General features: G+C 67.0%; 18 protein-coding genes. 10 read left to right on the top strand and 8 right to left on the bottom strand.

Annotation, left to right across the window (positions count from 1 at the left end; all coding sequences use genetic code 11):
* Positions 1-32: 32 nt before the first annotated feature.
* Positions 33-2,234, top strand: a complete 2,202-nt coding sequence (locus PGN14_RS00365; RefSeq protein WP_335297420.1) for a M10 family metallopeptidase — start codon at positions 33-35, stop codon at positions 2,232-2,234.
* A gap of 211 nt (positions 2,235-2,445) precedes the next feature.
* Here PGN14_RS00365 and PGN14_RS00360 read toward each other — a convergent pair whose 3' ends face one another.
* Positions 2,446-3,543, bottom strand: a complete 1,098-nt coding sequence (locus PGN14_RS00360) for a M10 family metallopeptidase C-terminal domain-containing protein (RefSeq protein ID WP_335297419.1) — start codon at positions 3,541-3,543, stop codon at positions 2,446-2,448.
* Positions 3,544-4,008: 465 nt separating this feature from the next.
* Here PGN14_RS00360 and PGN14_RS00355 point away from each other — a divergent pair, with 465 nt between their 5' ends.
* From PGN14_RS00355 to PGN14_RS00335, 5 genes are all read left to right on the top strand, one after another.
* Positions 4,009-6,189, top strand: coding sequence for a GumC family protein (locus tag PGN14_RS00355; protein ID WP_335297418.1), 2,181 nt, complete (start codon positions 4,009-4,011; stop codon positions 6,187-6,189).
* A 55-nt stretch (positions 6,190-6,244) separates the two neighbouring features.
* Positions 6,245-8,092 (top strand): type I secretion system permease/ATPase, encoded by a 1,848-nt coding sequence (locus PGN14_RS00350; protein ID WP_335297417.1) that lies wholly within the window; start codon positions 6,245-6,247, stop codon positions 8,090-8,092.
* Between the two features lie 6 nt (positions 8,093-8,098).
* Positions 8,099-9,487: an HlyD family type I secretion periplasmic adaptor subunit gene (locus PGN14_RS00345; RefSeq protein ID WP_335297416.1), complete on the top strand. Its 1,389-nt coding sequence runs from the start codon at positions 8,099-8,101 to the stop codon at positions 9,485-9,487.
* Between the two features lie 166 nt (positions 9,488-9,653).
* Positions 9,654-11,120 (top strand): MBOAT family O-acyltransferase, encoded by a 1,467-nt coding sequence (locus PGN14_RS00340; RefSeq protein ID WP_335297415.1) that lies wholly within the window; start codon positions 9,654-9,656, stop codon positions 11,118-11,120.
* Positions 11,121-11,131: 11 nt separating this feature from the next.
* Complete coding sequence (locus PGN14_RS00335; RefSeq protein ID WP_335297414.1) at positions 11,132-12,247, top strand: hypothetical protein; 1,116 nt, start codon at positions 11,132-11,134, stop codon at positions 12,245-12,247.
* Positions 12,248-12,307: 60 nt separating this feature from the next.
* Here the strand turns inward: PGN14_RS00335 and PGN14_RS00330 are convergent, their stop codons facing one another.
* Together PGN14_RS00330 and PGN14_RS00325 are read right to left on the bottom strand one after the other, a co-directional pair.
* Entirely contained in the window at positions 12,308-12,784 is a 477-nt protein-coding gene (locus PGN14_RS00330) for a hypothetical protein (protein ID WP_335297413.1), read from the bottom strand.
* Between the two features lie 515 nt (positions 12,785-13,299).
* Positions 13,300-13,935 (bottom strand): polysaccharide biosynthesis/export family protein, encoded by a 636-nt coding sequence (locus PGN14_RS00325; RefSeq protein WP_335297412.1) that lies wholly within the window; start codon positions 13,933-13,935, stop codon positions 13,300-13,302.
* 211 nt (positions 13,936-14,146) lie between these two features.
* On the opposite strand from PGN14_RS00325, the gene PGN14_RS00320 reads away from it, so the two are divergent.
* A complete protein-coding gene (locus tag PGN14_RS00320; protein WP_335297411.1) occupies positions 14,147-14,539 on the top strand; it encodes a hypothetical protein in 393 nt (130 codons plus the stop codon).
* Positions 14,540-14,542: 3 nt separating this feature from the next.
* Positions 14,543-16,276: an SGNH/GDSL hydrolase family protein gene (locus tag PGN14_RS00315; RefSeq protein ID WP_335297410.1), complete on the top strand. Its 1,734-nt coding sequence runs from the start codon at positions 14,543-14,545 to the stop codon at positions 16,274-16,276.
* Positions 16,277-16,293: 17 nt separating this feature from the next.
* Here PGN14_RS00315 and PGN14_RS00310 read toward each other — a convergent pair whose 3' ends face one another.
* Positions 16,294-16,698, bottom strand: coding sequence for a hypothetical protein (locus tag PGN14_RS00310; protein ID WP_335297409.1), 405 nt, complete (start codon positions 16,696-16,698; stop codon positions 16,294-16,296).
* A 3-nt stretch (positions 16,699-16,701) separates the two neighbouring features.
* Positions 16,702-16,986 carry a hypothetical protein gene (locus PGN14_RS00305; RefSeq protein ID WP_335297408.1) on the bottom strand — a complete coding sequence of 95 codons (285 nt, stop codon included), beginning with the start codon at positions 16,984-16,986 and terminating at the stop codon, positions 16,702-16,704.
* A gap of 164 nt (positions 16,987-17,150) precedes the next feature.
* Here PGN14_RS00305 and PGN14_RS00300 point away from each other — a divergent pair, with 164 nt between their 5' ends.
* Positions 17,151-18,467 (top strand): outer membrane beta-barrel protein, encoded by a 1,317-nt coding sequence (locus PGN14_RS00300; RefSeq protein ID WP_335297407.1) that lies wholly within the window; start codon positions 17,151-17,153, stop codon positions 18,465-18,467.
* Positions 18,468-18,526: 59 nt separating this feature from the next.
* Positions 18,527-18,781, top strand: coding sequence for a hypothetical protein (locus PGN14_RS00295; RefSeq protein WP_335297405.1), 255 nt, complete (start codon positions 18,527-18,529; stop codon positions 18,779-18,781).
* A 4-nt stretch (positions 18,782-18,785) separates the two neighbouring features.
* On the opposite strand, the gene PGN14_RS00290 is transcribed toward PGN14_RS00295, so the two are convergent.
* The 3 genes from PGN14_RS00290 to PGN14_RS00280 form a co-directional block, all read right to left on the bottom strand.
* A complete protein-coding gene (locus PGN14_RS00290) occupies positions 18,786-20,027 on the bottom strand; it encodes a glycosyltransferase (RefSeq protein WP_335297404.1) in 1,242 nt (413 codons plus the stop codon).
* A gap of 193 nt (positions 20,028-20,220) precedes the next feature.
* On the bottom strand, positions 20,221-21,276 hold the full coding sequence (locus tag PGN14_RS00285; RefSeq protein WP_335297403.1) for a tyrosine-type recombinase/integrase: 1,056 nt from the start codon (positions 21,274-21,276) through the stop codon (positions 20,221-20,223).
* Positions 21,277-21,442: 166 nt separating this feature from the next.
* A complete protein-coding gene (locus PGN14_RS00280) occupies positions 21,443-22,090 on the bottom strand; it encodes a hypothetical protein (RefSeq protein WP_335297402.1) in 648 nt (215 codons plus the stop codon).
* Positions 22,091-22,131 lie beyond the last annotated feature (41 nt).

Here is a 22,131-nt window from a genome sequence, read left to right as displayed (position 1 = left end):
GTAACGGGCCAGAGCGTAACGGGAGAAAGAACATGACAGGGGTTGCAAAGGGACCGGAAGCGGAGCGCGACTGGCCGAGCGATTACGGCGAGACGGGGGTCGCCGCCTCGCTCGATCCCAGCGCCGGGGGCAGCTATCTGGGCAAGCCGATCTGGAACGTGACGCAGATCGCGCAGAATCTGAACCGTACCGGCCAGAGCTGGTATCTGAACCAATATGGCGAGCTGAGCGACGGGGTGCTCAACTTCGGCTTCTGGAAGAACATCCAGGAGGTGCAGAACAGCTATTACGTCAACGAGGACGGCACCGATTCGTTCGGCGAGGCGAATGCCGCGACCTTCTCCGCGTTCAACGCCGGTCAGATCGAGCTGGCGCGCCAGACGATGGGACTGTGGGACGACCTCATCAACATCAAGTTCAAGGAAACGAAGTCGGGCGACGCCGACATCACCTTCGGCAACACCGATACGGGCGGTGCGCAGGCCTATGCCTATCTGCCGTTCGGCAACATCTATGACGCCGAATACAAGACGCAGTACAACTTCAACAAGATCGGTCGCCTGTCGGGCGATGTGTGGATCGACGGCTTCGTGTCGTCCAACTTCTCGCCGCTGACCAACAGCTATTATGCCAAGACGACGATCGTCCACGAGGTCGGCCATGCGCTGGGGCTGAGCCATCCCGGCGACTACGACGCGCTTGACGACAGTGACGGCGACGGCGTGCCCGATCCGATCACGTACAAGAACGACGCCTTCTTCGCGCAGGATTCGCGCCAGTACAGCATCATGAGCTATTTCGATGCGTATGAGACGGGCGCGCAGCACATCGATTTCACGCTGCTCAACTTCGCCTATGCCGCGACCCCGCTGATCCACGACATCGCCGCGATCCAGCGCATCTATGGTGCCGATCCGACGACGCGGACCGGCAACACCGTCTATGGCTTCAACTCGACCGCGGGGCGTGCGGAGTTCGACTTCACGCAGAACACGCGGCCGATCGTCGCCATCTACGACGCGGGCGGCAACGATACGATCGACTTCTCCGGCTGGAACACGCCGTCGACGATCGACCTCAACCCCGGCGCGTTCAGCTCGGGCGGCGGGGCCGCGAAGTTCCTGACGCTGGAGGAGGTCAACGCCGCACGCGCCGCCGCCGGGCTGCCCGCGCGCACCCAGGCGCAATACGACTTCTACGAAGACCTGAAGAAGGAGTATGGGATCACCAGCTCGCTGTTCAAGGACAACATCTCGATCGCGTACAACACGATCATCGAGAATGCGGTCGGCGGCGGCGGTGATGACCTGCTGATCGCCAACGAGGCGGCGAATGTGCTCGACGGCCGCGGCGGCAGGGACACCGCCAGCTTCGTCACCTCGTCCAGGGGGCTCTACATCGACCTGACGATCGGCAAGGCGGGCAACGACACGCTCGTCAGTATCGAGAACATCATCGGCTCGACCAAGGACGATTACATCAAGGGCGACGCCGGCGACAATGTCATCAACGGCGGCGGCGGCAAGGACGCGATGAACGGCGGCGCGGGGATCGATACCGTCAGCTACGCCACCGACATCGCGGCGGTGCGGATCGACCTGGCCACCGGGCGCGGTGGACTGGGCGCGACCGGCGACACGATGAACGCGTTCGAGAATGCGATCGGCACCGCGTTCAACGACATCGTCAGCGGCAGCAACGTCGCGAACCGCCTGATCGGCGGCGCGGGGAACGACGTGATCGTCGCGCTGGGCGGCAACGACTATCTCCAGGGCGATGCCGGCAACGATGCGCTGTTCGGCGGCGACGGGGCGGACAGCCTGCTGGGCGGCGACGGCGACGACTTCCTGATCGGCGGCACGGGCGCGGACGCGCTGCGTGGCGGCGTGGGACGCGACACGTTCTTCTTCACCGCGACATCGGGTGCCGACCGGATCGTCGATTTCGATCCGCTGCTCGACAAGATCGTCTTCACCACCGATGCCGCGCTGGCGGTGCCGGGCGGCGACTTCGACGTGACCGCGTTCCTGGGCAAGCTGGCCGCCACCGGCGGTGGCGCATCGGGTGCGCGGACGCTGGGCGATGTCGACACCAACAACGACGGCACCGTCGATGCGGTGCGGGTGTCCTTTGCCGGCGGCTCGGTGACGATCGAGAACTGGACGATCGCCTCGCTGACCGCGAAGGGCTATCTGGACGCCAGCGGCAACGTGTCGGGCAACTGGCTGATGTGACGCGAGGGCGGGGCGGGGCGATCCGTATCGCCTTGCCCCGTCGCGATATGAAAAGGGGGCGGCGGAGCGATCCGCCGTCCTCTTTCTTGTCGCCCTTCAAAAAAAGACCCGCCGCGCGATGGTTCGCGCGACGGGCCTTCCCCCGGGAAACGGGTTGGATCAGGCGACCCGATCAGATGCCGGGATCAGATGCCGGGATCAGATGCCGGGATCAGATGATCGTGTGCCAGTCGTTGATCTTGACGCCCGCCAGCAGGACGTTGCCGCCCGACGACAGGTGCAGCGTGGTGCCGGCCTTCGAATAGTCCATGCTCAGGATGGTGATGCCGTCCATCAGCTTGATCTTGTCATAGCCCTTTTCGAAATCCTTCACGACGTCGCAGCCCTTCGACTGCCAGCCGAACGCGAAGGTGTCGCAGCCCGCGCCGCCCCACAAAGTGTTGTTGCCCGAGCCGCCGACCAGCAGGTCGTTGCCCCAGCCGCCGACCAGGCAGTCGTCGCCCGCGCCGCCCCACAGCTTGTCGTTGCCGAAGCCGCCGAACAGCTTGTCGTTGCCGCCGACCGACGCGGTCGGATCGGCGAGGTAGCTGACGTCCTTCAGCACGAAGGTGGAATAGGGATGGGTCGCGTCATAGGAGTTCTTGTACACGTCCGGCAGGTCGGGGCGCTGCGGCGCCAGCTCCGTGCTGGCGGTCAGGTCGACCGCGGCGATCATGCGGCCGCCGAAATCCTCCGACTTCAGCGTCAGCTGCACCTCGCCCGGCTGCGCGGTGGCGACCGCGAGCACCGTCTGCTGCGCCGAGGTGCCGTCGGTGAACTGCACCGTGGCGACAACCTTCTCCGGCACCAGATCCCAGCTGAAGAAGATGCCCTTGTACATCTGCTGCAGCGTGATGGTGACCGCCGACTGCGCCATTTCGAAGTTCATCGTGACGTGCTCGGCGGCGTCGACATAGGTGTCGATCTCGTGCGCGTAGATCTTCGTGGGATCGTCGTTGGGCGACAGGATGCCCAGCGCGTTGACCTGCCCGAACTGGAAGTGGCTGAACACGCCGCCGGTCGCCTTGACGTCCATGCCGACCAGGTCGAACGACGTCTTGTCCGACGACAGCGCCTGCCACGTCGCGTCGCTGCCGAAATCGGCCTTGGCGATGCCCGGCTGCGGCTTGCCGTCGCCGTAGATCCAGTCCTTGCCCCACAGCCCGATGATCGTGTCCTTGCCAGCGGTGCCGGAGATCTGGTCCGACTTCAGCGTGCCGATCGTGATGGTGCCGAAGACCGAGTTCAGCCAGTTGGCGAGAAGCGACATTGTGATCCCCCTAAGTCCTTGTGATGTCACGAGGGGTCACGGCGAGCGCCGATTCGCGCAACGGCGCAGACATGGTTAACGCCACGGTCCTTGCCAAATTGGGACAGGTGGGCGACCATGCTGCGGGGGGTGTCTCATGATGGAACGGCTATCCGCGTCCTGCCTGTTGCCGCCGTATATGGCGGCCGGGTCATGTGGCGGACACCGCATGGTAAGGATTGGGCCGCCACAACCGGGGCGACGCCGCGATCGCGCTACCGCGATCAGGGGTGTTGGCCGGTGTCTTCTTTGACTTTTCCTTGCCGGTCCCGGGGTGATGCAATATCCGCATGGCGTGTGCGGCAATCGCCTGGAAGCGATTCCGGACGAAGGAGGCTTGCGATCGTGACGCGATTCGGTCCGGCCCGTCCGGCCCGCACCCTGTCCCGGCTCGCTGCGACCGCAATCGAGAAGGTATGTTGAGGCATGGCGAGCGTGACCGAGGCTGACGAGCGCAATTACGGCTTCTCGCGCGAGCGGGGACGGTCCGGCCGGTCGCTGCTGCCCGATCCCAAATATCTGATGATGGTGTTCCGGCGCCGGCTGTGGGTGTTCGTCGGTGCGGCGCTGCTGGTGCTGACCGCGGTGGTGGTCGCGCTCAAGCTGGCGACGCCCAGCTATACCGCGACCGCGCGCGTCCTGATCGAGCCGCGCAAGAACGACGCGATCGACCTGCAGTCTGTGGTGCAGGGGCTGCCCGCGGACACCAACGTGGTCGATACCGAGACGCAGATCATCGGCTCGCCCGCGACCGCGCTGGCGGTGGTGCGCCGGCTGAAGCTGGATCGCGATCCCGAGTTCGTGGCGGACGAGGTGCCGGCCGCGCCGGACGGGCAGGGCCAGCGCGGCGCCAATGCGCGCGAGCGGGCGGCGACCTCCGCGCTGCTGGCCAACGTGTACGTCAACCGCGCCGGGCTGACCTATGTCATCGACATCACCGCCAAGTCGAAGGATCCGGCCAAGGCGACCGCGATCGCCAATGCCTTCGCCACCGAGTTCATCGCGATCCAGATGGCGCACCGCGCGAATCTGAGCGAGAATGCGGCGGACTTCGTCGGCAATCGCGCGGTCGAGCTGCGCAAGCAGGCGGTGGCGGACGACGCCGCGGTCCAGCGCTACATGATCGCCAACAACCTGATGAGCGCGCAGGGCGCGACCATGGCCGAGCAGGAGGTGTCGCAGCTCAACCAGCAGATCGCCGAGGCCGAATCGCGGCTGGCGCAGGAGCGCGGCAAGCTGGCGGCGGCGCGCGGGCAGGTGAGCCGCGGCGGCGGCGCCGACATCGGTGCGGTGCTGGCGTCCGACACGATCCGCGTCCTGCGCGAGCAGGAGGCGACCGCGAGCGCGCAGCTCGCCTCGCTCCAGTCGCGCTATGGCGACCTGCACCCCGACGTGAAGAAGGCGCAGCAGAACCTGGCCGACGTGCGCAGCCAGATTTCGGCGGAGCGCGAGCGCATCATCTCCACGCTGCGCGCCAATGTCGAGGTGGCGCAGCAGGGGCTGTCGTCGCTCCAGGCGAGCCGCGGGCAGGCGCGCGGCGCGCTGGTGGCGAACAGCACCGCGCAGGTCGGGCTGCTGGAGCTTCAGCGCAAGGCGGAGGCGAGCCGCGCGATCTACGCCGCGTTCCTGCAACGCGCGAAGGAGACGTCGGCGACCGCCAACCTGCCGCAGGCCGACGCCAGCATTTCGTCGCTGGCGCGGCTGCCCGATTCGCCCAGCTCCCCCAATATGAAGCTGGGGCTGATAATGGGGTTGATCGGCGCGATCGCGGCCGGGCTGGTCGCGGTGGCGGTGGCGGAATATCTCGACGGCAGCATCTCCACCCGCGAGGATGTCGAGGACCGGCTGGACGTCGCCTATGCCGGCGCGATCCCGGACCTGAAGTCCGCGGTCGGGCGCGACAATCGCTCGACGCCGCCGCACGTCTATATCCTGACGCATCCCTTCTCCTCCTTCGCGGAGGCGCTGCGATCGGTCGGCGCGTTCGCGACGCGGCGCAAGGAAGGCCAGTCGCGCGTCGTCGCGATCGCCTCCGCGCTGCCGCGCGAGGGCAAGACGACGCTGTCGATCTGCCTGGCGCGCGTGCTGGCGATGGGGAAGACGAAGACGGTGCTGGTCGATGGCGACCTGCGCCGCCACTCGGTCACCGACCTGCTGCTGCCCGGACATGAGGAACGGCTGATGCGCGTGCTGGACGGCACGCTGCCGCTGTCGCAGGCGCTGGTGAAGGACAATGCGACCGACCTGATGATCCTGCCGACCGCCGGGATCGCCAGCACCGAAAATCACCTGACCAGCGAGCGTGTCGAGCGGCTGTTCGGGCTGTTGCGCGCGGAGTTCGAGGTGGTGATCGTCGACACCGCGCCGGTGCTGGGGGTGGTCGATACCCGCGCGATCGCGCGCCATGCCGACGCCACGCTCATCATCTCGCGGTGGCGGCAAACCGCGATGAAGGCGGTGCAGGCGACGATCGACACGCTGGACCAGGTCGATGCGCGGATCGCGGGCGTGGCGCTGTCGATGGTCGACATCCGCCAATATGCCAGCACCGGGCATGCGGATGCCTATGGCTATCACAAGAAGTTCACTGGTTATTATGTGAACTGACGTATCGCTGCCGCCGACGGATGCGCGGCGGGGCGCGGCAGGAACGGGAAGACGGATGTCGATCGATAACAGGAAGATGGTGGCGGCGCCCGTTCGGGCAGCGGTGGCGGCCTGTCGCCGCTACTTCGTCAATGCCGCGATTTTCAGCGCCTTCCTGAACGTCCTGTACCTCGCGCCGACGCTGTACATGCTGCAGGTGTACGACCGCGTCGTGCCGACCCGCGGCACGGTGACGCTGGCGATGCTGACGCTGATCTTCGTCGCCGCGGTCGCCACCATCGCGCTGCTCGACCTGGTTCGCACGCGTCTGCTGGTGCGCGCCAGCGCGCGGCTGGACCGGATGCTGTCGGCGTCGATCCTGGAGGCGCTGCTCCACACCTCGGTCGGCACCAACGGCGCGCGCACCTCGGTAGTGCTGCGCGAGTTCGACGTGTTCCGCCAGACGATGACCGGGATCGGCGTGCTGGCGCTGTTCGATGCACCCTGGGCACCGATCTACATCGCGGTCTGCTTCATCATCCATCCCGCGCTGGGCGCGATGGCGCTGGTCGGCGCGATCGTGCTGGCGGGGCTGTCGTGGCTCAACGAACGCGCGACCTCGGAGCCGACCAAGGAGGCCAACCAGCGCGCGCAGCTGGCCTATGCCGGGATCGATACCTCGCTGGGGTCGGCGGGCGTCATCAGCGCGCTGGGGATGCGACAGGCGGTGATGCACCGCCACCTGCGCGACCGGCTGGAGAGCACCGCGATCGTCGGGCAGGCGAACTTCAAGAGCGCGGGCTATGCCTCGTTCGTGAAGGCGATCCGCCTGCTGCTCCAGTCGCTGGCACTGGGTCTGGGCGCGTTGCTGGCGATCGAGCAGCAGATCTCGGCGGGCGCGATCTTCGCCGCGTCGCTGCTGATCTCGCGCGCGTTGCAGCCGATCGAGCTCATCAACGGCGCGTGGAAGAACCTGATCCAGTCGCGCGCCGCCTACAACCAGATCATCGACCTGTTCGAACGCCGCGGCGACGTGCGCAGCCCGACCGCGCTGCCGACGCCCACCGGCGCGATCTCGGTCGAGGGGCTGGGCGTCGCGGCACCGGGCGGCGACCGGCTGCTGATCGGCAACGTCACCTTCGCGCTGACCCCGGGCGAGATGCTGGGCGTGGTCGGCCCCAGCGGCGCGGGCAAGTCGACGCTGGTGAAGGCGATGGTCGGCGTGCTGCCGATCGCGCAGGGCGCGGTGCGGCTGGACGGCGCGGACCTGCGCACCTGGTCGCAGGAGCAGCTGGGCACCGCGATCGGCTATGTCCCGCAGGAGCCGGTGCTGTTCCGCGGCACGATCAAGGAGAATATCGCGCGCTTCCGCACCGAACTGGTCGAGCCGGGGTCGGTCGACGAGGAAGTGATCCGCGCCGCGCAGGCGTGCGGTGCGCACGACTTCATCGTGCGGCTGCCCAAGGGCTATGACACCGAGCTGGCGTGGAATGGCGGCGGGCTGTCGGTCGGGCAGGCACAGCGGGTGACGCTGGCGCGTGCGCTGTTCGGCAATCCTTCGATCGTGATCCTCGACGAACCCAATGCCTCGCTGGACGCCGATGGCGAGATGAAGCTGTCGCAGGCGCTGACCGAGCTGCGCGCGCAGGGCGTGACGCTGGTGGTGATCGCGCACCGTGCGGGCATCCTGGCCAATGCCGACAAGCTGCTGGTGATGCGCAACGGCACGGTCCAGAACTTTGGCGAGCGCGATACCGTGCTGGGCCAGCTCAACGGCCCGCCGCCGACCGTCGCTGGACCCGGTGGCCCGCAGGGTGCGCCGAACCCCGGTCCGGGCGGTCCCAAGCCCGCGCCCGACGGTCAGAACGACGCTCCTTCAACCGCCCCCACCACCGCCCCCACCACCGCCGACGCGGCCGAGTAACCCATCATGTCCAACGACATCGTACCCGCAAATTCCGCCGGCCAACTGGCGCTGCCGGGCGGCTATCTCAGTACCGATCCGGAGGTCGGCAATCCGCAGGAGGCGCGCGACATCCGCGTCGGCTGGCTGATCGTGCTGCTGTTCTTCGGCGTGTTCCTGGGCTTCGCGGCCTTCATCCGGCTGGATGCGGCGGCCTATGCCGAGGGGACGGTCAGCGTCGTCGGCAGCCGCCAGGCGGTGCAGCATCGCGACGGCGGTATCGTCAGCGCGCTGCACGTGCGCGAGGGGCAGCATGTGAAGGCGGGCGACGTCCTGATCGAGCTGGCCGGCGCCGAAGTGGTCGCTAACGAGCGTGCGCTGGCGGCGCAGGTCATCCAGTTGCAGGCGGAGCGTGCCCGGCTGCTGGCGGAGCGGGACGGGCAGGCCTCGATCGCGCGGCCGGCGTCGTTCGCGACGCTGACCGGCGAGGACAAGAAGCTGGCCGACGACGCGATGCGGCTCCAGGTCAGCACGCTGGCGACGCGGCGCGGCGCGATCGGCGCGCAGAAGCGCGTGCTGGGGCAACAGGCGGCACAGCTGCGCCAGCGGATCGGCGGCGTCGGCGAGCAGCTGGCCGAGAACGAGAAGCAGCGCGCGCTGTTCGACGACCAGCTGGCGGGGATGCAGACGCTGGTCGACAAGGGCTATGCCAGCATCAACCGCGTCCGCGAGCTGGAGCGCGCGCGCGCCAGCGTGGCGAGCGACCGTGCCAGCCTGTCGTCGAGCAGCGCGGCCGCACGCGAGCAGATCGGCGAGACGCAGATGCAGGCGCTGGCGCTCGATTCGCAGAACCTGCAACAGGTCTCGGCGGACCTGCGCCGCAACGACGAGCAGCTGGGCGAGCTGGCGCCGAAGTGGCAGGCGCTGCGCAACCAGCTGGACCAGACGCAGATTCGCGCGCCTGCGACCGGGCAGGTGGTGGGGCTCAACGTCTTCACCGTCGGCGGCGTGATCGCACCGGGGCAGAAGCTGATGGAGATCGTGCCGGATGCTGCCCCGCTGACGATCCAGGCGATGATCAACCCCAATGACGCGGACGATGTCTATGTCGGGCAGAAGGCGGAGATCCGCTTCGTCACGCTGCACGAGCGCGACATGCCGGTGTTCGACGGCGAGGTGTCGCGGCTGTCGGCCGACAGCTTCAGCGACGAGCGCACCGGCATGCGCTTCTACACCGGGGAGGTGACGGTCCCGGCGACCGACATCGCGGAGGTCAAGAAGCTGAAGGGGGCGGGTGCGGGGATCAAGCCGGGCCTTCCGGTCCAGGTGTTGATCCCGCTGCGCAAGCGCACGATGCTGCAATATCTGATCGAGCCGCTGAACCAGGCGCTGTGGCGCAGCGGACGCGAGCACTGACGTCATCCTGGCTTTCCCTCTCCCAACGGGAGAGGGAGGGAGGCGCGTAGCGCCGGAAGGGTGAGGGCGATAACGCCGCGGTAAGAGGACTTAGGCGAGGATCGCGTGCTCACCGGTAACGGTGCGTCCGATCGTCGGCACCATACGCCCGAGGGGGGCATCAACATTGCTGTTCGGGTCGCTGGTCTTCATCTTCGCGTTTCTGCCGGTCTCGCTGATCGTCTATCACTGGCTGCGGCTGTCCGAGCGGCAATATGCGGCCAAGGCGTGGATGGTGCTGGCGTCGCTGGCCTTCTACGGCTGGTGGGACTGGCGCTACGTCTTCCTGGTCAGCGGGTCGATCGTCGTCAATTTCTGGTGGAGCCGCGTGATGGAGCGGCACGGGACACGCGCCAGCATGTTGCTGGGCGTCGGCGTGATCGCCAACCTGCTGCTGCTGGGCTATTATAAATACGCCAATTTCTTCGTCAGCACGGTCGACGCGCTGACCGGGATCGACTGGCATGTCGGCCGCATCGTCCTGCCGCTGGCGATCAGCTTCTTCACCTTTCAGCAGATCGCCTATCTGGTCGAGAGCCGGCGCGACGGGAAGGCGGCGGACAGTTTCGTCGATTATGCGCTGTTCGTGCTGTTCTTCCCGCACCTGATCGCGGGGCCGATCACGCACCACAAGGAGATGCTGCCGCAATTCGCCGCCGCCGGCACCGGGCGGCTGCCGCGGTCGTATGTGACGGTCGGCACCGCGGTGTTCGTGATGGGGCTGGCGAAGAAGGTGGTGCTGGCGGACGGTTTCGCGCTGCTGGCGGATCCCACCTTCAACGCGGTGCGCGACGGCGCGTTGCTGTCGGCCGGCGATGCGTGGCTAGGCGCGCTGGGCTATACGCTTCAGCTGTATTTCGATTTCTCCGGCTATTCCGACATGGCGATCGGTCTGGGGCTGATGTTCGGCATCCTGCTGCCGGTCAATTTCGCCTCGCCGTACAAATCGACCAGCATCATCGACTTCTGGCGACGCTGGCATATCTCGCTGTCGCGGTTCCTGCGCAACTATCTGTACATCGCGCTGGGCGGCAACCGGCGCGGGCCGGTGCGGCGCTATGGCAATCTGCTGGCCACCATGGCGCTGGGCGGGCTGTGGCATGGCGCCAACTGGACGTTCCTGATCTGGGGCGCGCTCCACGGCTTCTACCTGATCGTCAACCACGCCTGGCGCGCGGTGATGGGCACCGGCGACAATGCCGCGCGGCGCGTCGGCGGGTGGCTGGTCACGATGCTGGCGGTGATCGTCGCCTGGGTGCTGTTCCGCGCCGAGAACTTCCATTCCGCGCTGTCGGTGCTGTCGAGCATGGTGGGGCTGAACGGCGCGGGCACGGTGCAGGGCTTCCTGGTGGCGCGCACGATCGGCTGGATCGCGGTCGCGGTGGGTGTCGTGATCGTCGTCATCCTGCCCAACGTGCTGGAGATCGTGCGCTATCCCGAATCGACCCCGGGGCTGCCGATCGAGCATGACGGGCTGCGCCCCGTCGCGCGCCAGCCGTCGCCGCTGGTCGCCGCCGCGGCGCTGGGTTGCATCGCCGCCTTCGCCTTTGCCAAGCTGCCCGACCCGGGCGTGTTCCTCTACTTCAACTTCTGATCGGACACGCGATGCAGACCATTGTTTCCACCGCGAAGCTGTTCGCGACCGGGCTGGCGACCATGGCGGCGTCGCTGGTCGCGATGGCGGCGATCCCGCACGATCCGTTCGTCCGCTGGCAGGCGGTGCGGACCGAGGCCTATGCCCGGCTGGGCTGGGTGTACGAGCGCGTCCATGCGGATCCGACACCGACCGACGTGGTGCTGATCGGCACGTCGCACACGATGAACGGGCTGGACGGCCTGGCGATCGCCCGGCAGATCGCCGCCGATGGCGTGCGTGCGCCGGACGGGCGCTGCCTGACCGTCACCAACCTGTCGATCCCCTCTTATGGTCGCAACATGCACTGGGCGGTGGCGCGCGAGCTGCTGCGCACGCGGCGCCCGCGCGCGATCGTGCTGGAGGTGTTCGAGAACGAGACGCGCAAGGCGCATCCGCTGTTCTCCCATGTCGCGGAAACGCGCGACCTGCTCGACGCGCCGATGCTGCTTAACCAGAATTACGTCGCCGACCTGATCCGGCTGCCGTACCGGCAGGTGCAATTGGGCGTCGAATCGCTGGCGCCACGCGAATTCGGGCTGAAGACGCGGTTCGATCGGGCGAATTACGACGGCTCGACGGTGAACAACACGCGCGTGGTGAACGTCGGTGGACGCGCGCTGTCGCCGCCGATGACCAAGGCGATGGATCCGGCAGAGTTGGACGCGGCAGCCCAGGCGAACCGCGACAACAAGAACCTGCACATGCTGCCCGAGTCGCTGGAGCGTTACGAATATGCGGTGCCGCGCCACTATTTGAACGGCATTCTGGAGATGGCGGACAAGGCGGGCGTGCCGGTCTATTTCCTGTACCTGCCCGGCTATGGCATGCCGCCGCGGCCCTATGACATGCGCCTTTATGCCGGGCGACCGATGCTGGAGGTCAACGACCTGCTGGCGCGGCGCGATTTCTTCCAGGATCCCGCGCACCTCAATGCGCAGGGGGCGGCGGCGGTCTCGCGGCGGGTCGGCGACCTGATGGCGGGGGCATTGCGCCCCGCGTCGTCCGCGACCGGCGGCGGTGGCGCCTGTTCCTTCGGTTATCCCGAGCGTGCGACGCTGGTGCCGTTCCGCCCGCACCACCGCTGACGGTCAAATGAAAGGGGCGGGACATCGCTGTCCCGCCCCTCGTTCGACCTGAGTCGGCGATCAATAGAAGGCGTAGTCGCCCTGGCCGAGCGTCTTGCCGTTGACCGAGTTGATCAGGATGTTGAACACCGCGCCGGTGTTGCTGTCGGTCAGCGCATATTGCAGCAGCAGCGCGCCCGGCGTGCCCGAGGCATGGGTGTCGACCAGCGTCAGGGTCGATGCCTTGCCGAAGCCGGAGAGGGCCAGGAAGTCGTTGTTCGTCGACGAATAGCCGCCGGCGCCACCGAAGTCGGTGATGTACGCGAACTGGTCACCGAACGCGCTCGACTGGCCCTGATGCGCGCCAGCGCCATAGGCACCTTTCGCCGACAGGATGAAGGTGTCGTTGCCTTCGCCGCCGTACATCTGGTTGAACGCCGCATTGCCCTGCAGGCGATCGTTGCCCGAACCACCGGCAACCTTGTCCTGTGCGCCGCCGTTGCCCTGCACGATGCCGCGCGAATCGGGAGCCGTGGTCACACCATCAACGAGAGCCATGTCGTATCCTCCTTTTGAAGCCCATCTTCATATTTCGCTAACCGCGATGGTCGTCGAATGTCTGACGGTGGGGCTGGTTCCGAAGGTATGCCTCTTTTCGATCATGGTAAACGCGGTGCCGATGGCGGGGCGCAAGCGTTGTCGCGTAAAGATACTCGATAGAAGATCGAGTGATATACGAGCGAAGATTGTGTATCTTCTTGGATGTATGAAGATTACAATTGTTAACGATTATGTCCGATCTTGAGTATCCTTGAGCTATAGTATCGGGATTACTTCCTCCTTCCGGCGGTGTAGCTACCCATTTTGGACGAGATATGACGGGGGTAACCGCGCGTATTTGCGGTGCCGAGGGCAGGGATGGCACGGGCGCACAGCATTGTTGATCGTCGCGAGCGCACGACGGAGCGTTGCTTGGACGCGATGACCCGTTTTGGGACAGGGGCCATGAATGATAACGATTTTGTAAGGAAATTTGTTGCCGCCTCAGCGGCAACCCTCCGTTCGGCGTAGCGTCAGAAAAACCGCTCCAGGATCTGGATCGTGTCGCCCGGCTGGATGCGCAGCCCGCCGGCGTCCTTGAACTGCAGCTTCGTCTCGCTGCCGTCATTGTCGTGCGACATGACGAACTTCTTGCGATTGGCGCGATAGGTGTAGCCGCCCGCAGTCGCCACCGCCTGCTCGACGGTCATGTTGGTGCGATACGGATACTGGCCCGGCTTGTTGACCTCGCCCAGGATGTAGAAGGTGCGATATTCCATCACCTCCACCGACACGCGCGGATCCTTGAGATAGCCCGCCGCGAGGCGCGAGCGGATCATCTCCTGCACATCGGCCAGGCTGTGCCCGCTCGCCTCGACCGTCCCGATCAGCGGGAAGGCGATGCTGCCGCCGTTGGAAACCGAAAAGTCGCCGGTGAGCGATTCCTCGCCGAAGACGATGATGTGCAGCTTGTCGCCCGCGCCCAGCCGATAGCCGGCTTCCGTATCGCGCGCGACGGGCGCCTGGATCGACGCCGCGGCAGCCGGGGCGGTGGCGACCGGAGCGGTGCCGGTCGGGGCAGTCTGGGCCGTGGCTGCGATCGGTGCCGTCACGCCCGCCAGCATCGCGGCCAGCATCGCCCCGCCCGTCGTCTTCGTCACCCGCGTCATGCCCTGTTCCTATCGTCTCGTGACCGCCCGTCTTGCCCTATATCGTGGACCGGACGCGATTAACATGGCGTGAGCATGCGATGACATCGACTGCCGCCTGCCATTCCGCCGATCACGCGCCGCAAAAAAAAGCGCTGTCCTACACGACCCCGATGGGAACAAAGAGAGAACGTCTGATTCGATCGAGGAGGGAAAGCAGATGGGAAATCCCGTGGTGGAAGTACCGGCCGGCTATGTGCCGAGCGTGGCGCTGAGTTTCGGGGCGCAGGGTGCGGTGGCGGTCGCGGTGGACGATGCGCACCCGCTGCCCGCGGCGATGCGCGCGACGACGGTGGCCTATGTCGACCGTTCGGGTACGATCGCGGCGGGCGGCACCGCGCAGGTGCTGGCGGCGGCCAACGCGGTGCGGCGCGGATTGTTCGTCCAGAACGTGTCGGCGGCGGACCTGTGGATCAACCCGACCGGTACGGCGGTGGCGGATCAGCCCGCGCTGCGCATCGCGGCGGGGCAATATTACGAATTTCCGGTCCACGGCGTGCCGGCGGGGGCGGTGTCGATCGTCGGCGCGACCACGGGACAGGGCTTCGCCGCCCGGGAGTGGTGAGCGATGGGGTTGCTTGACCTGGGGATCCGGCGCGGTGGCGCCGGCGGCGGCACGATGCCGCAATTGACGGTGACCGGCCCGACGCTGATCGCAGAGGGGACGGGGGGCGCGACGAATGCGACCTTCACGGTCACGCTGGCGCGCAACGGCTTTACGGGCAGTGTCGCGTTCGGCTGGAGCGTGGCGGGCACCGGCGCTGCGCCGGTCGATCCGGGCGACTTCGCGGGCGGGGTGCTGCCCTCGGGCAGCGGCACCTTCGCGGCGGGGGAGACGGTGAAAACGGTGACGCTGTCGATCGCGGGCGATGCTGTGGTCGAGGCGGACGAGACGCTGCGGTTGTCGGTGACGGCGACGGTGCCGCTGGACGTGGCGACCGCGACCGCCACGATTGGCAACGACGATACGGCCGCGGCGGCGCCCGCGGCGCTGCTGATGGGGTCGCGCCACGCTCAGCCCGGCTTCAACGGCTATACCGGGTCGGACGGCACCGACACCGACAGCAACGCGCGCATCGGCAGCTATAACGAGACCGGCGCGACGGTGACCCGCCTGCGTGCCTATTTCGTCAACTGGATGGCGACCGCGACGAGCGAGCAGGACGGCTACAACAGCATCACCGTCCGGGCCGCGGTCGAATATCCCGCCGGCACCTTCACCCCGCTCGCCTTCGGCGGCACCGCGGCGGTGGCGATCCCGGCGAGCGGCACGGCCAGCCTGGCTGAAAGCGACGAGGCGGTGCTGGCGACGCCGATCCCGGCGGGGGCACTCTATTGGGTGCGCACCTGGGTATCGGTGGCGTCGGGCGGGCGCTGGCCGCAAGCCTATCTGATCATGGCGTCGGGCGCGTCGGGGCTGGGCGACGCGGTCGACTTCAACACCGGAGTGGACCGCACGCAAAGCGGGACGATCACCAACGCCACCGCATCGGCGACGCGGCGCGGCTATGGTCCGGTGGCGGTGAAGGCGACCGGGTTCGACGGGACGCCGGTCGCGCGCGCCTTCGCGGCGGTCGGCGATTCCATCATCATGGGGGCGAACGACGCCAGCGACCCGGCGGCGGTCGGTCACGGCAACGCCGGCTATTTCGCGAAGGCCGCGGCGGGCCGCTACCCGGTCCTCAACCTGGGAATCTCGGGCACGGCGGCGATGTACAATCTGCCGGCGGCGTTCACCCGGCGCGCGGCGTTGCTGGCGAAGGTCGGGGTGACCCACGTCTTCTGCGACTGGGGCATCAACGATGTGTCGGGGGGACGCAGCGCGGCGCAGATCCAGGCCGACATCTCGACGATCGCGCGCGGGTTCAAGAATGCGGTGCCCGGCGTGGTGGTGACCTGGACCACGCTCACCCCGCGCACCACCTCGACCGACGGCTTCCGCACCGCGGGCGCGCAATCCGTCCACACCAACAGTGGGTTCGTGGGCGGTTCGTCCTCACCGCGCGCCACGGTCAATGCAGCGCTGCGGGCGGGCAACATCGTGGGCGTCGATCGGGTGTTCGAGGCGGCCGACGCGGTGGAGGTGAACGCCGCCAACGTCCCGACCCGCGACGGCGGATTGTGGATCAGCGGGAACGGCGGGGCGGGGGCAACGTCCCAGCACCTCACCACCACGGGTGCCACCTCCGACGTCGCCACGGGCGACGGGCTGCATCCCGGCGTGATCAACACCGCCTCGCCCGGTTATGGCGGGATCTACATCCTGCGCGATGCGGTGCGCGCGGTGTTCGACGGCTGGTAGGGGGCGGCTGGCAGGTGTCAGGCGGGCAGGACGGCGGGGCGCGCGGCGCGCCGTCGTCCGGCCCGTCGCCGCCGACGGGTGGCGCCCAGGCGACGGTGCGCGCGCGGGAACCAGGCATCGATCGCGACCAGCCACGACCACAGGATCGTCGGCACCAGCAGCGTCAGCGCGATATCGCTGACGGTATCGCCGATGCGTGCGTCGCCGCTGAGCGCCAGCCCCGTGATCAGGTCACCCGCTTCGTTCGTCAGCTCGATCGCGAGCACCGCGCACCATGCGCCCGCGCGCGAGCGCAGCACGCCCAGCAACACGGCGAACGCCAGCCCGCCGATCGCGAGGTGCAGCAGGTCGCGCGACAGGCCGAGCGCGGTAACGAGCGCGCCCTTGTGCGCGATCCACCACAGGCCGAACGACGCCGCCATCGGTCAGCCGAGCATCAGCCGCACCGCGATGACTAGCCCGACCCACAGCATCGTCGCGCTGCCCATCAGCAGCGTGACGCGCGTTGCGCGCGAATAGCGCGGGCCGAACGTGTCGTCGACGACGCCCTGTTCCCAGCGATGGACCAGCTGGTGCTGCATCGCGCGGGCGGGCGATGCCGATCCGTCGAGGCGCAGCTCGCCTTCCATCCCCACCGCCCGCAGGCGACCGGGGCGCAACGCGCGGCGGCGGCGCGGATCGGCGGAGGAGCGGCGCTGGGGAAGGGCCATGACGGTTCCTTTGACGGGGCGCGATCCTTTCTGTGCCTTCATCATTGACATGCCCTTACGTGGGACGGTGGATCGCGTGTTAACCACCTTTGCCGCGGTCGCGGCGGCTTGTGGTCGGCCGCCACCGTTCGCTACAAGCGACGGAGACGACAAGGGGAAAGCGAGTGGCGCGTTTGGTGATGTTGGGGACGGTGGCGCTCGCCATCGCGGGCACGCCCGCGGCGGCCCAGTCGCTCGCTCCCTCGTCGGCGCAGAACCTGCCGCCCGCGCAGCCTAATGCCGGCCCCAACCAGACGGTGCCGGAGAATATCGGCGTCGCCGATCGCATCCGCCCCGAATATTATCCGATCGGCGGACGGATCGGCTCGTTCTTCCTCTTCCCCTCGCTCACGACCAGCGTGATCGCGACCGACAACGTCCGCGCGACGCGCGACGACCGCCTGAGCGACGTCTTCGCGCTGGTGCAGGGCCGCGCCCGGTTGCAGTCCAATTTCTCGCGCCATGCGCTGGCGACCGAGGTGTTCGTCGACCAGAGCGTCCACGCGCGCGTCCCGAGCGAGGACGTCACGCAATATGGCACGATGCTGTCGGGCCGCTACGACATCTCGCGCGATACGAAGGTCAGCGCGCAATTCGATGCCGATCATCGTGCGGAGGACCGCACCAGCTACAACAGTCCGATCGGCGCGCGGTCGCCGCTGCGCTACGACCGGCTGCGCGGCACGCTGACGGGGGAGCAGTCGCTGGGGCGGATCGATGTCACCGCCAATTTCGCGGCGGCGCGGCTGCGCTACGACGATGTCACGCTGCTGACCGGCGAGTTCGCGTCGCAGGCGTTCCGCAACGTCGACTCGGTGAGCGCGGGCGTGACCATCGCCTATGAATTCCGCCCCGGGGTGAGTGCGCTGGTGCGCGGGACCGCGCAGCGCAACGCCTATCCCGACGATGGTCCTACCGCGACGCAGCCACTGGCGCTGATCCGCGATTCGCGCGGCGCGCGCGTGGAGGGTGGCTTCCGCTTCGAGCTGACCAGCCTGCTCTATGGCGAGCTGCGAGCCGGCTATCTGTCGCAGCGTTATTCCGATCCGCGGCTGTCCAGCGCCAACGGCCTGTCGTTCGGCGGCGACCTGTTGTGGAACGTGACCCCGCTCACCTCGATCCGGGTGACCGCGGATCGCCGCGTCGACGAGGCGGCGCAGGTGAACGTCGCGGGCAACCAGGTGACCGAGCTGACCACCTCGGTCGATCATGAGCTGCTGCGCAACCTGATCCTGTCGGGCTATCTGCGCTATTCGGATCTTCAGCCGATCGGGCCGATCGCGGGCAGTCACGAACTCGGCGGGCGCCTCGGCGCGCGCTATCTGGTCAACCGCCGCCTCTCGCTGCGCGCGACGCTGAGCCATCAGTTGCGCACGTCGCCGGTGCAGGGCTTCGGCTTTACGGAGAACCGCGGGCTGCTGTCCGCGCAGCTGACGTTTTAGAACGGGGCGACCGCGCCGATCAGAGCGCGGCGTTCCGGCTTTTATGGGGAGGAGAGGGCATGACGCGGCGCAATTACACCAGCCGGTCGCGACTGACGACGCTGTTCGCGCTGACCGGCGGCGTGCTGTGGATCGCCGCGGCGCTGTTCATCGGCTGGGCGTTCGCGGTGACGCCGGGGCGCGACGACTGGGTGTTGATGCATCAGGAGAAGATGAACGTCGCGCTGGGCGTCGGGCTGGCCGGGATCGGATCGCTGTTCCTGTGCTTCGCCGGGCTATTGAAGGTGGTATCCACCGGCCGCGGCAACATGTGACGTCTCAGCGCGCCGCGCTGCGCAGCCACTCGACGAAGGCGGCGTAGCAGCTCTGCGCCGAATAATGGTCGCGCGCGGCGGTCAGCGCGGCCTGCGCCAGCGCGGCGCGCGCGGCGGGATCGCGGTTGAGCGCGACGACATGGTCGGCAAAGCGCGCGGCATCGTCGGTGACGTGGACCGCGTCCTCGGTCTCGCGCTCGGCTCCCTCGACCGTGATGGTGGTGGCGACGATCGCCTTGCCGCGCGCCAGCGCCTCGATCAGCTTGATCTTCAGCCCCGACCCGAAGGTCAGTGGCGAGATGACCACCCCGGCGCGGGTGTAGAGCGGGTCGAGATCGTCGACCAGTCCGAGCAGCCGCACCCCCTCGGGCGCGCTGTCGAACGCGCGGCCGACGGTGCCAGCCACGTCCAGCGTCGCCTGTGGACAGGCGGCGCGGATCGCGGGCCAGACCGCGTCGAAGAACCATTGCAGCCCGACCACATTGGGCGCGGTGTTGCTGCCGACGAACAGCAATCGGTCATGCTCGCCCGGCTGCGGCGCTGCAACCGGGGTGGCGGCCATCGGCGCCACGATCGCGCGCGTGGCGGGCACATGCTCCGCGACGAAGGCGGCCTCGGCCGGCTGGATCGCGACCACCGCATCGGCGCGCGACAGCATCGTCACCTCCTGCTCGCGGGTCACCAGCGCGACCGAATCCGCGCCGCCGCCTTTGCGCGCGTGGAACAGGTCGTGCATCACGATCGCGCTGGGCACCGCCGGGTCGGGCAGGCTGGCGATCCCCTCCGCGCAGAACATGTAGTCCGCGATCGCGATGTCCGCCTTGCCGCGCGCCGCCTGCGCCAGCCAGCGATGATCCGCCGCGGTCCAGGGGATGGCGACCGCATAGGGCAGCTTGCGATCCTCGGTCCACGCGCCGCTGAACCCCAGCCGCCGCCCCGCGCTCGCCACCAGCGACCGTGCGATCGCGGCATAGACGTGCGGTGCGGGGGTGACGAAGCGCCGCCCGATGCGCACCAGCCCGCGGATCCGGTGGCTGGCGAACACGTCCATCTCCGGGCGCAGCGACAGCACCGGCCAGCGTCCCGCCACGGTAGGCGACGGCTGCACCAGATGCGGCACGAAGCCGGCGTCGCGCACCGCCTTCGCCAGATCGAGCAGATAGGCCGAACTGCCGTTGGTCGCGCCGACCAGCCGCTGCCGGCTGATGAAGACGACGTTGCGCGGCGCGGCGCCGGTGCGGGCCATGGGCGAAACCTTTCGAATGCCCAGGGGGCCGCAACCATATCATGGCGCACCCGACAGGATTCGAACCTGTGGCCTCTGCCTTCGGAGAACACGCCTAGACCCAAAGCACGAGGATTTCCACCCCTTTTCTTCGCGTCAATGGCCGGAACAAGCCGTGAATCGACGCACGAAGCGGGGACAAAGCGGAGACGTGTCATGGCCGCCGATCCATCGCCTTGCGCGCGCTGGCAAGATACTCCGGCGAGTGATGCGCATATAGCTCCGTCGTCTTCGCGACGCTGTGTCCCAGCCATCCGGCGATCATGAAAAGATCAACGCCGCCTTGCGCCATCCACGTTCCGCAGGTGTGGCGAAGCGTATGAGGAGTGACATCGGTCAGTCCGGCCCGCCTACACGCGCGACCGAAGCTGCCGTTGCGGGCGTCGCCGATGTCAATGATCCTTTCACCATCGCGGTGCACGACGTAGCCAAGGTCCGATCCTCTACGCTTCGCGAGCGTCAGGAACGTCAATAGCCGATCAGATATTGGAACCGGTCGCTGACGCTTGTCTGTCTGGCGCTTGCCCGACTTATCGAAGTGGATGATGCGACGGGCCAGGTCGACCTGATGCCAGCGAAGCGAGAGGATCGCCTCCTTTCGAGCGCCAGTGTAAAGCGCCAGGACGATGAATAGCGGGAGGTATAGGCGGGTATCCGATCGAGTTCGCACCGCCGCATGGAGTAAGTGCGCCGCCTCCGCATGGGACAGGTAGCGATCCTTGCCCTCCGGTTTAGGCGGAAGGAAGACGTGCGGCACACGGGTTAGCCGGCCATACCGATGCGAAAGGTTCAGCGCCGCGCGCAACACGCCAAGTTCTCGCCTGACAGTCGCGTCTGATCGAGCCCGCTGTTTGACGTAAGCGCGGCAAGTCTCTTGCGTGATGGCGCTCACCATTGTCTCGCCCCAAAAGGGTAGCAGGGCGTCAATCGCGTAACCGATCCGAGCCGGCGCGGCTGTGTGTGGCGCTTGCTCCTCGCCGTAGAGGGCTAGCGCGTCGGCGACGGGAAACTGACTGGGATCACGCGGCCCATCTGGTCGTTCGATTCGTGCGCGCTCGATGATGAAGGTCGCAAGCTGCGTTTCAGCTGCTGTGCTGTCTGTCGTGCTGCAGCTGCGCTGGCGCTTAGCGCCATTCTCGTACCACTGGATGTACCAGCTGTTCCGTTTGCGGACGAAGGTAAGGTATGCGCCGCGGTTCGCTCTTGGCATGTGATAACTTTCGAATTTTTGATAAACTGCTCCACGTCCTCGCGGTCGTATAAAAAGGGCTTGGTGAAGCTTAGAAATGGAAGTCCTTGCGCTCGCATGGTCCGTAATGTCCGAGTAGACGGTAAGCCAAATTCGGCTACGACCTGCGCATCAGTGAGAAGTTGACTCATCGTCCAACCTCTCGTGTCCAAACTATACTTCCGATAGTTTTCTTGATGTCGAAAAGTACGCAGGTCGCGAACGGGAGGCTGCCTTCGTTGTCGGGCATCATCCCTATGGACCAACTATCATCATCTTCTCTGTTCAGAGAAATCACCCCCTCAACGATCAGGAGATTAAAGATGATGTCGCGAATGTTTCTTGGACCTTGAAGCAGGTCTGCGACGAGCGCCTTGATGCGCTCGGTAGGTTCCCTGTGAAGATCCTGCGATGCAAGCCCAGGCGCCAAATCGGCCACCCGGCTTTCTTCGTCGACCATAGCCTCCCATTCGGACCGCTCAACCGCGTGGGCCTCAATCCATTCGAATGCGGTTCGAAGCGCAGACGACAGCACCCGTAAGGCATCTACGTTGAGACCGACCCTGCGACCGCTGGCCAGCATCGCAGCGATTTTAGCTTCGTGACGCTCGAACCTGAGGTGACGCTTCGCACCGTCTGCGGCCTCAATAGGCACTATCAGGCCCTGCCGGAGCCAGAAGGTGAGGGCATCATTCGGTGCGCCAGACAGCTGCACGAGATCGCCACGAGACAATACCAACTTCGTCATGCAGCCATGATGTGACCAAAGGTCGCAAAAGTCAAAACCATAAATCATGGAATGCTCCTGCCGCCCCGCTCGCGCCGCGAGCGGGGCAG

Origin of the sequence: Sphingomonas adhaesiva, assembly GCF_036946305.1 — a bacterium.
Lineage (GTDB): Bacteria > Pseudomonadota > Alphaproteobacteria > Sphingomonadales > Sphingomonadaceae > Sphingomonas > Sphingomonas adhaesiva_B.
This window is presented reverse-complemented; position numbering and strand designations above follow the sequence as displayed.

Coding starts and splice junctions, on each gene's coding strand:
- PGN14_RS00335 (WP_335297414.1), top strand. CDS start 11,132: ATGCAGACCATTGTTTCCACCGCGAAGCTGTTCGCGACCGGGCTGGCG.
- PGN14_RS00345 (WP_335297416.1), top strand. CDS start 8,099: ATGTCCAACGACATCGTACCCGCAAATTCCGCCGGCCAACTGGCGCTG.
- PGN14_RS00280 (WP_335297402.1), bottom strand. CDS start 22,090: ATGATTTATGGTTTTGACTTTTGCGACCTTTGGTCACATCATGGCTGC.
- PGN14_RS00315 (WP_335297410.1), top strand. CDS start 14,543: ATGGGGTTGCTTGACCTGGGGATCCGGCGCGGTGGCGCCGGCGGCGGC.
- PGN14_RS00290 (WP_335297404.1), bottom strand. CDS start 20,027: ATGGCCCGCACCGGCGCCGCGCCGCGCAACGTCGTCTTCATCAGCCGG.
- PGN14_RS00310 (WP_335297409.1), bottom strand. CDS start 16,698: ATGGCGGCGTCGTTCGGCCTGTGGTGGATCGCGCACAAGGGCGCGCTC.
- PGN14_RS00305 (WP_335297408.1), bottom strand. CDS start 16,986: ATGGCCCTTCCCCAGCGCCGCTCCTCCGCCGATCCGCGCCGCCGCCGC.
- PGN14_RS00360 (WP_335297419.1), bottom strand. CDS start 3,543: ATGTCGCTTCTCGCCAACTGGCTGAACTCGGTCTTCGGCACCATCACG.
- PGN14_RS00325 (WP_335297412.1), bottom strand. CDS start 13,935: ATGACGCGGGTGACGAAGACGACGGGCGGGGCGATGCTGGCCGCGATG.
- PGN14_RS00295 (WP_335297405.1), top strand. CDS start 18,527: ATGACGCGGCGCAATTACACCAGCCGGTCGCGACTGACGACGCTGTTC.
- PGN14_RS00330 (WP_335297413.1), bottom strand. CDS start 12,784: ATGGCTCTCGTTGATGGTGTGACCACGGCTCCCGATTCGCGCGGCATC.
- PGN14_RS00355 (WP_335297418.1), top strand. CDS start 4,009: ATGGCGAGCGTGACCGAGGCTGACGAGCGCAATTACGGCTTCTCGCGC.
- PGN14_RS00285 (WP_335297403.1), bottom strand. CDS start 21,276: ATGCCAAGAGCGAACCGCGGCGCATACCTTACCTTCGTCCGCAAACGG.
- PGN14_RS00365 (WP_335297420.1), top strand. CDS start 33: ATGACAGGGGTTGCAAAGGGACCGGAAGCGGAGCGCGACTGGCCGAGC.
- PGN14_RS00350 (WP_335297417.1), top strand. CDS start 6,245: ATGTCGATCGATAACAGGAAGATGGTGGCGGCGCCCGTTCGGGCAGCG.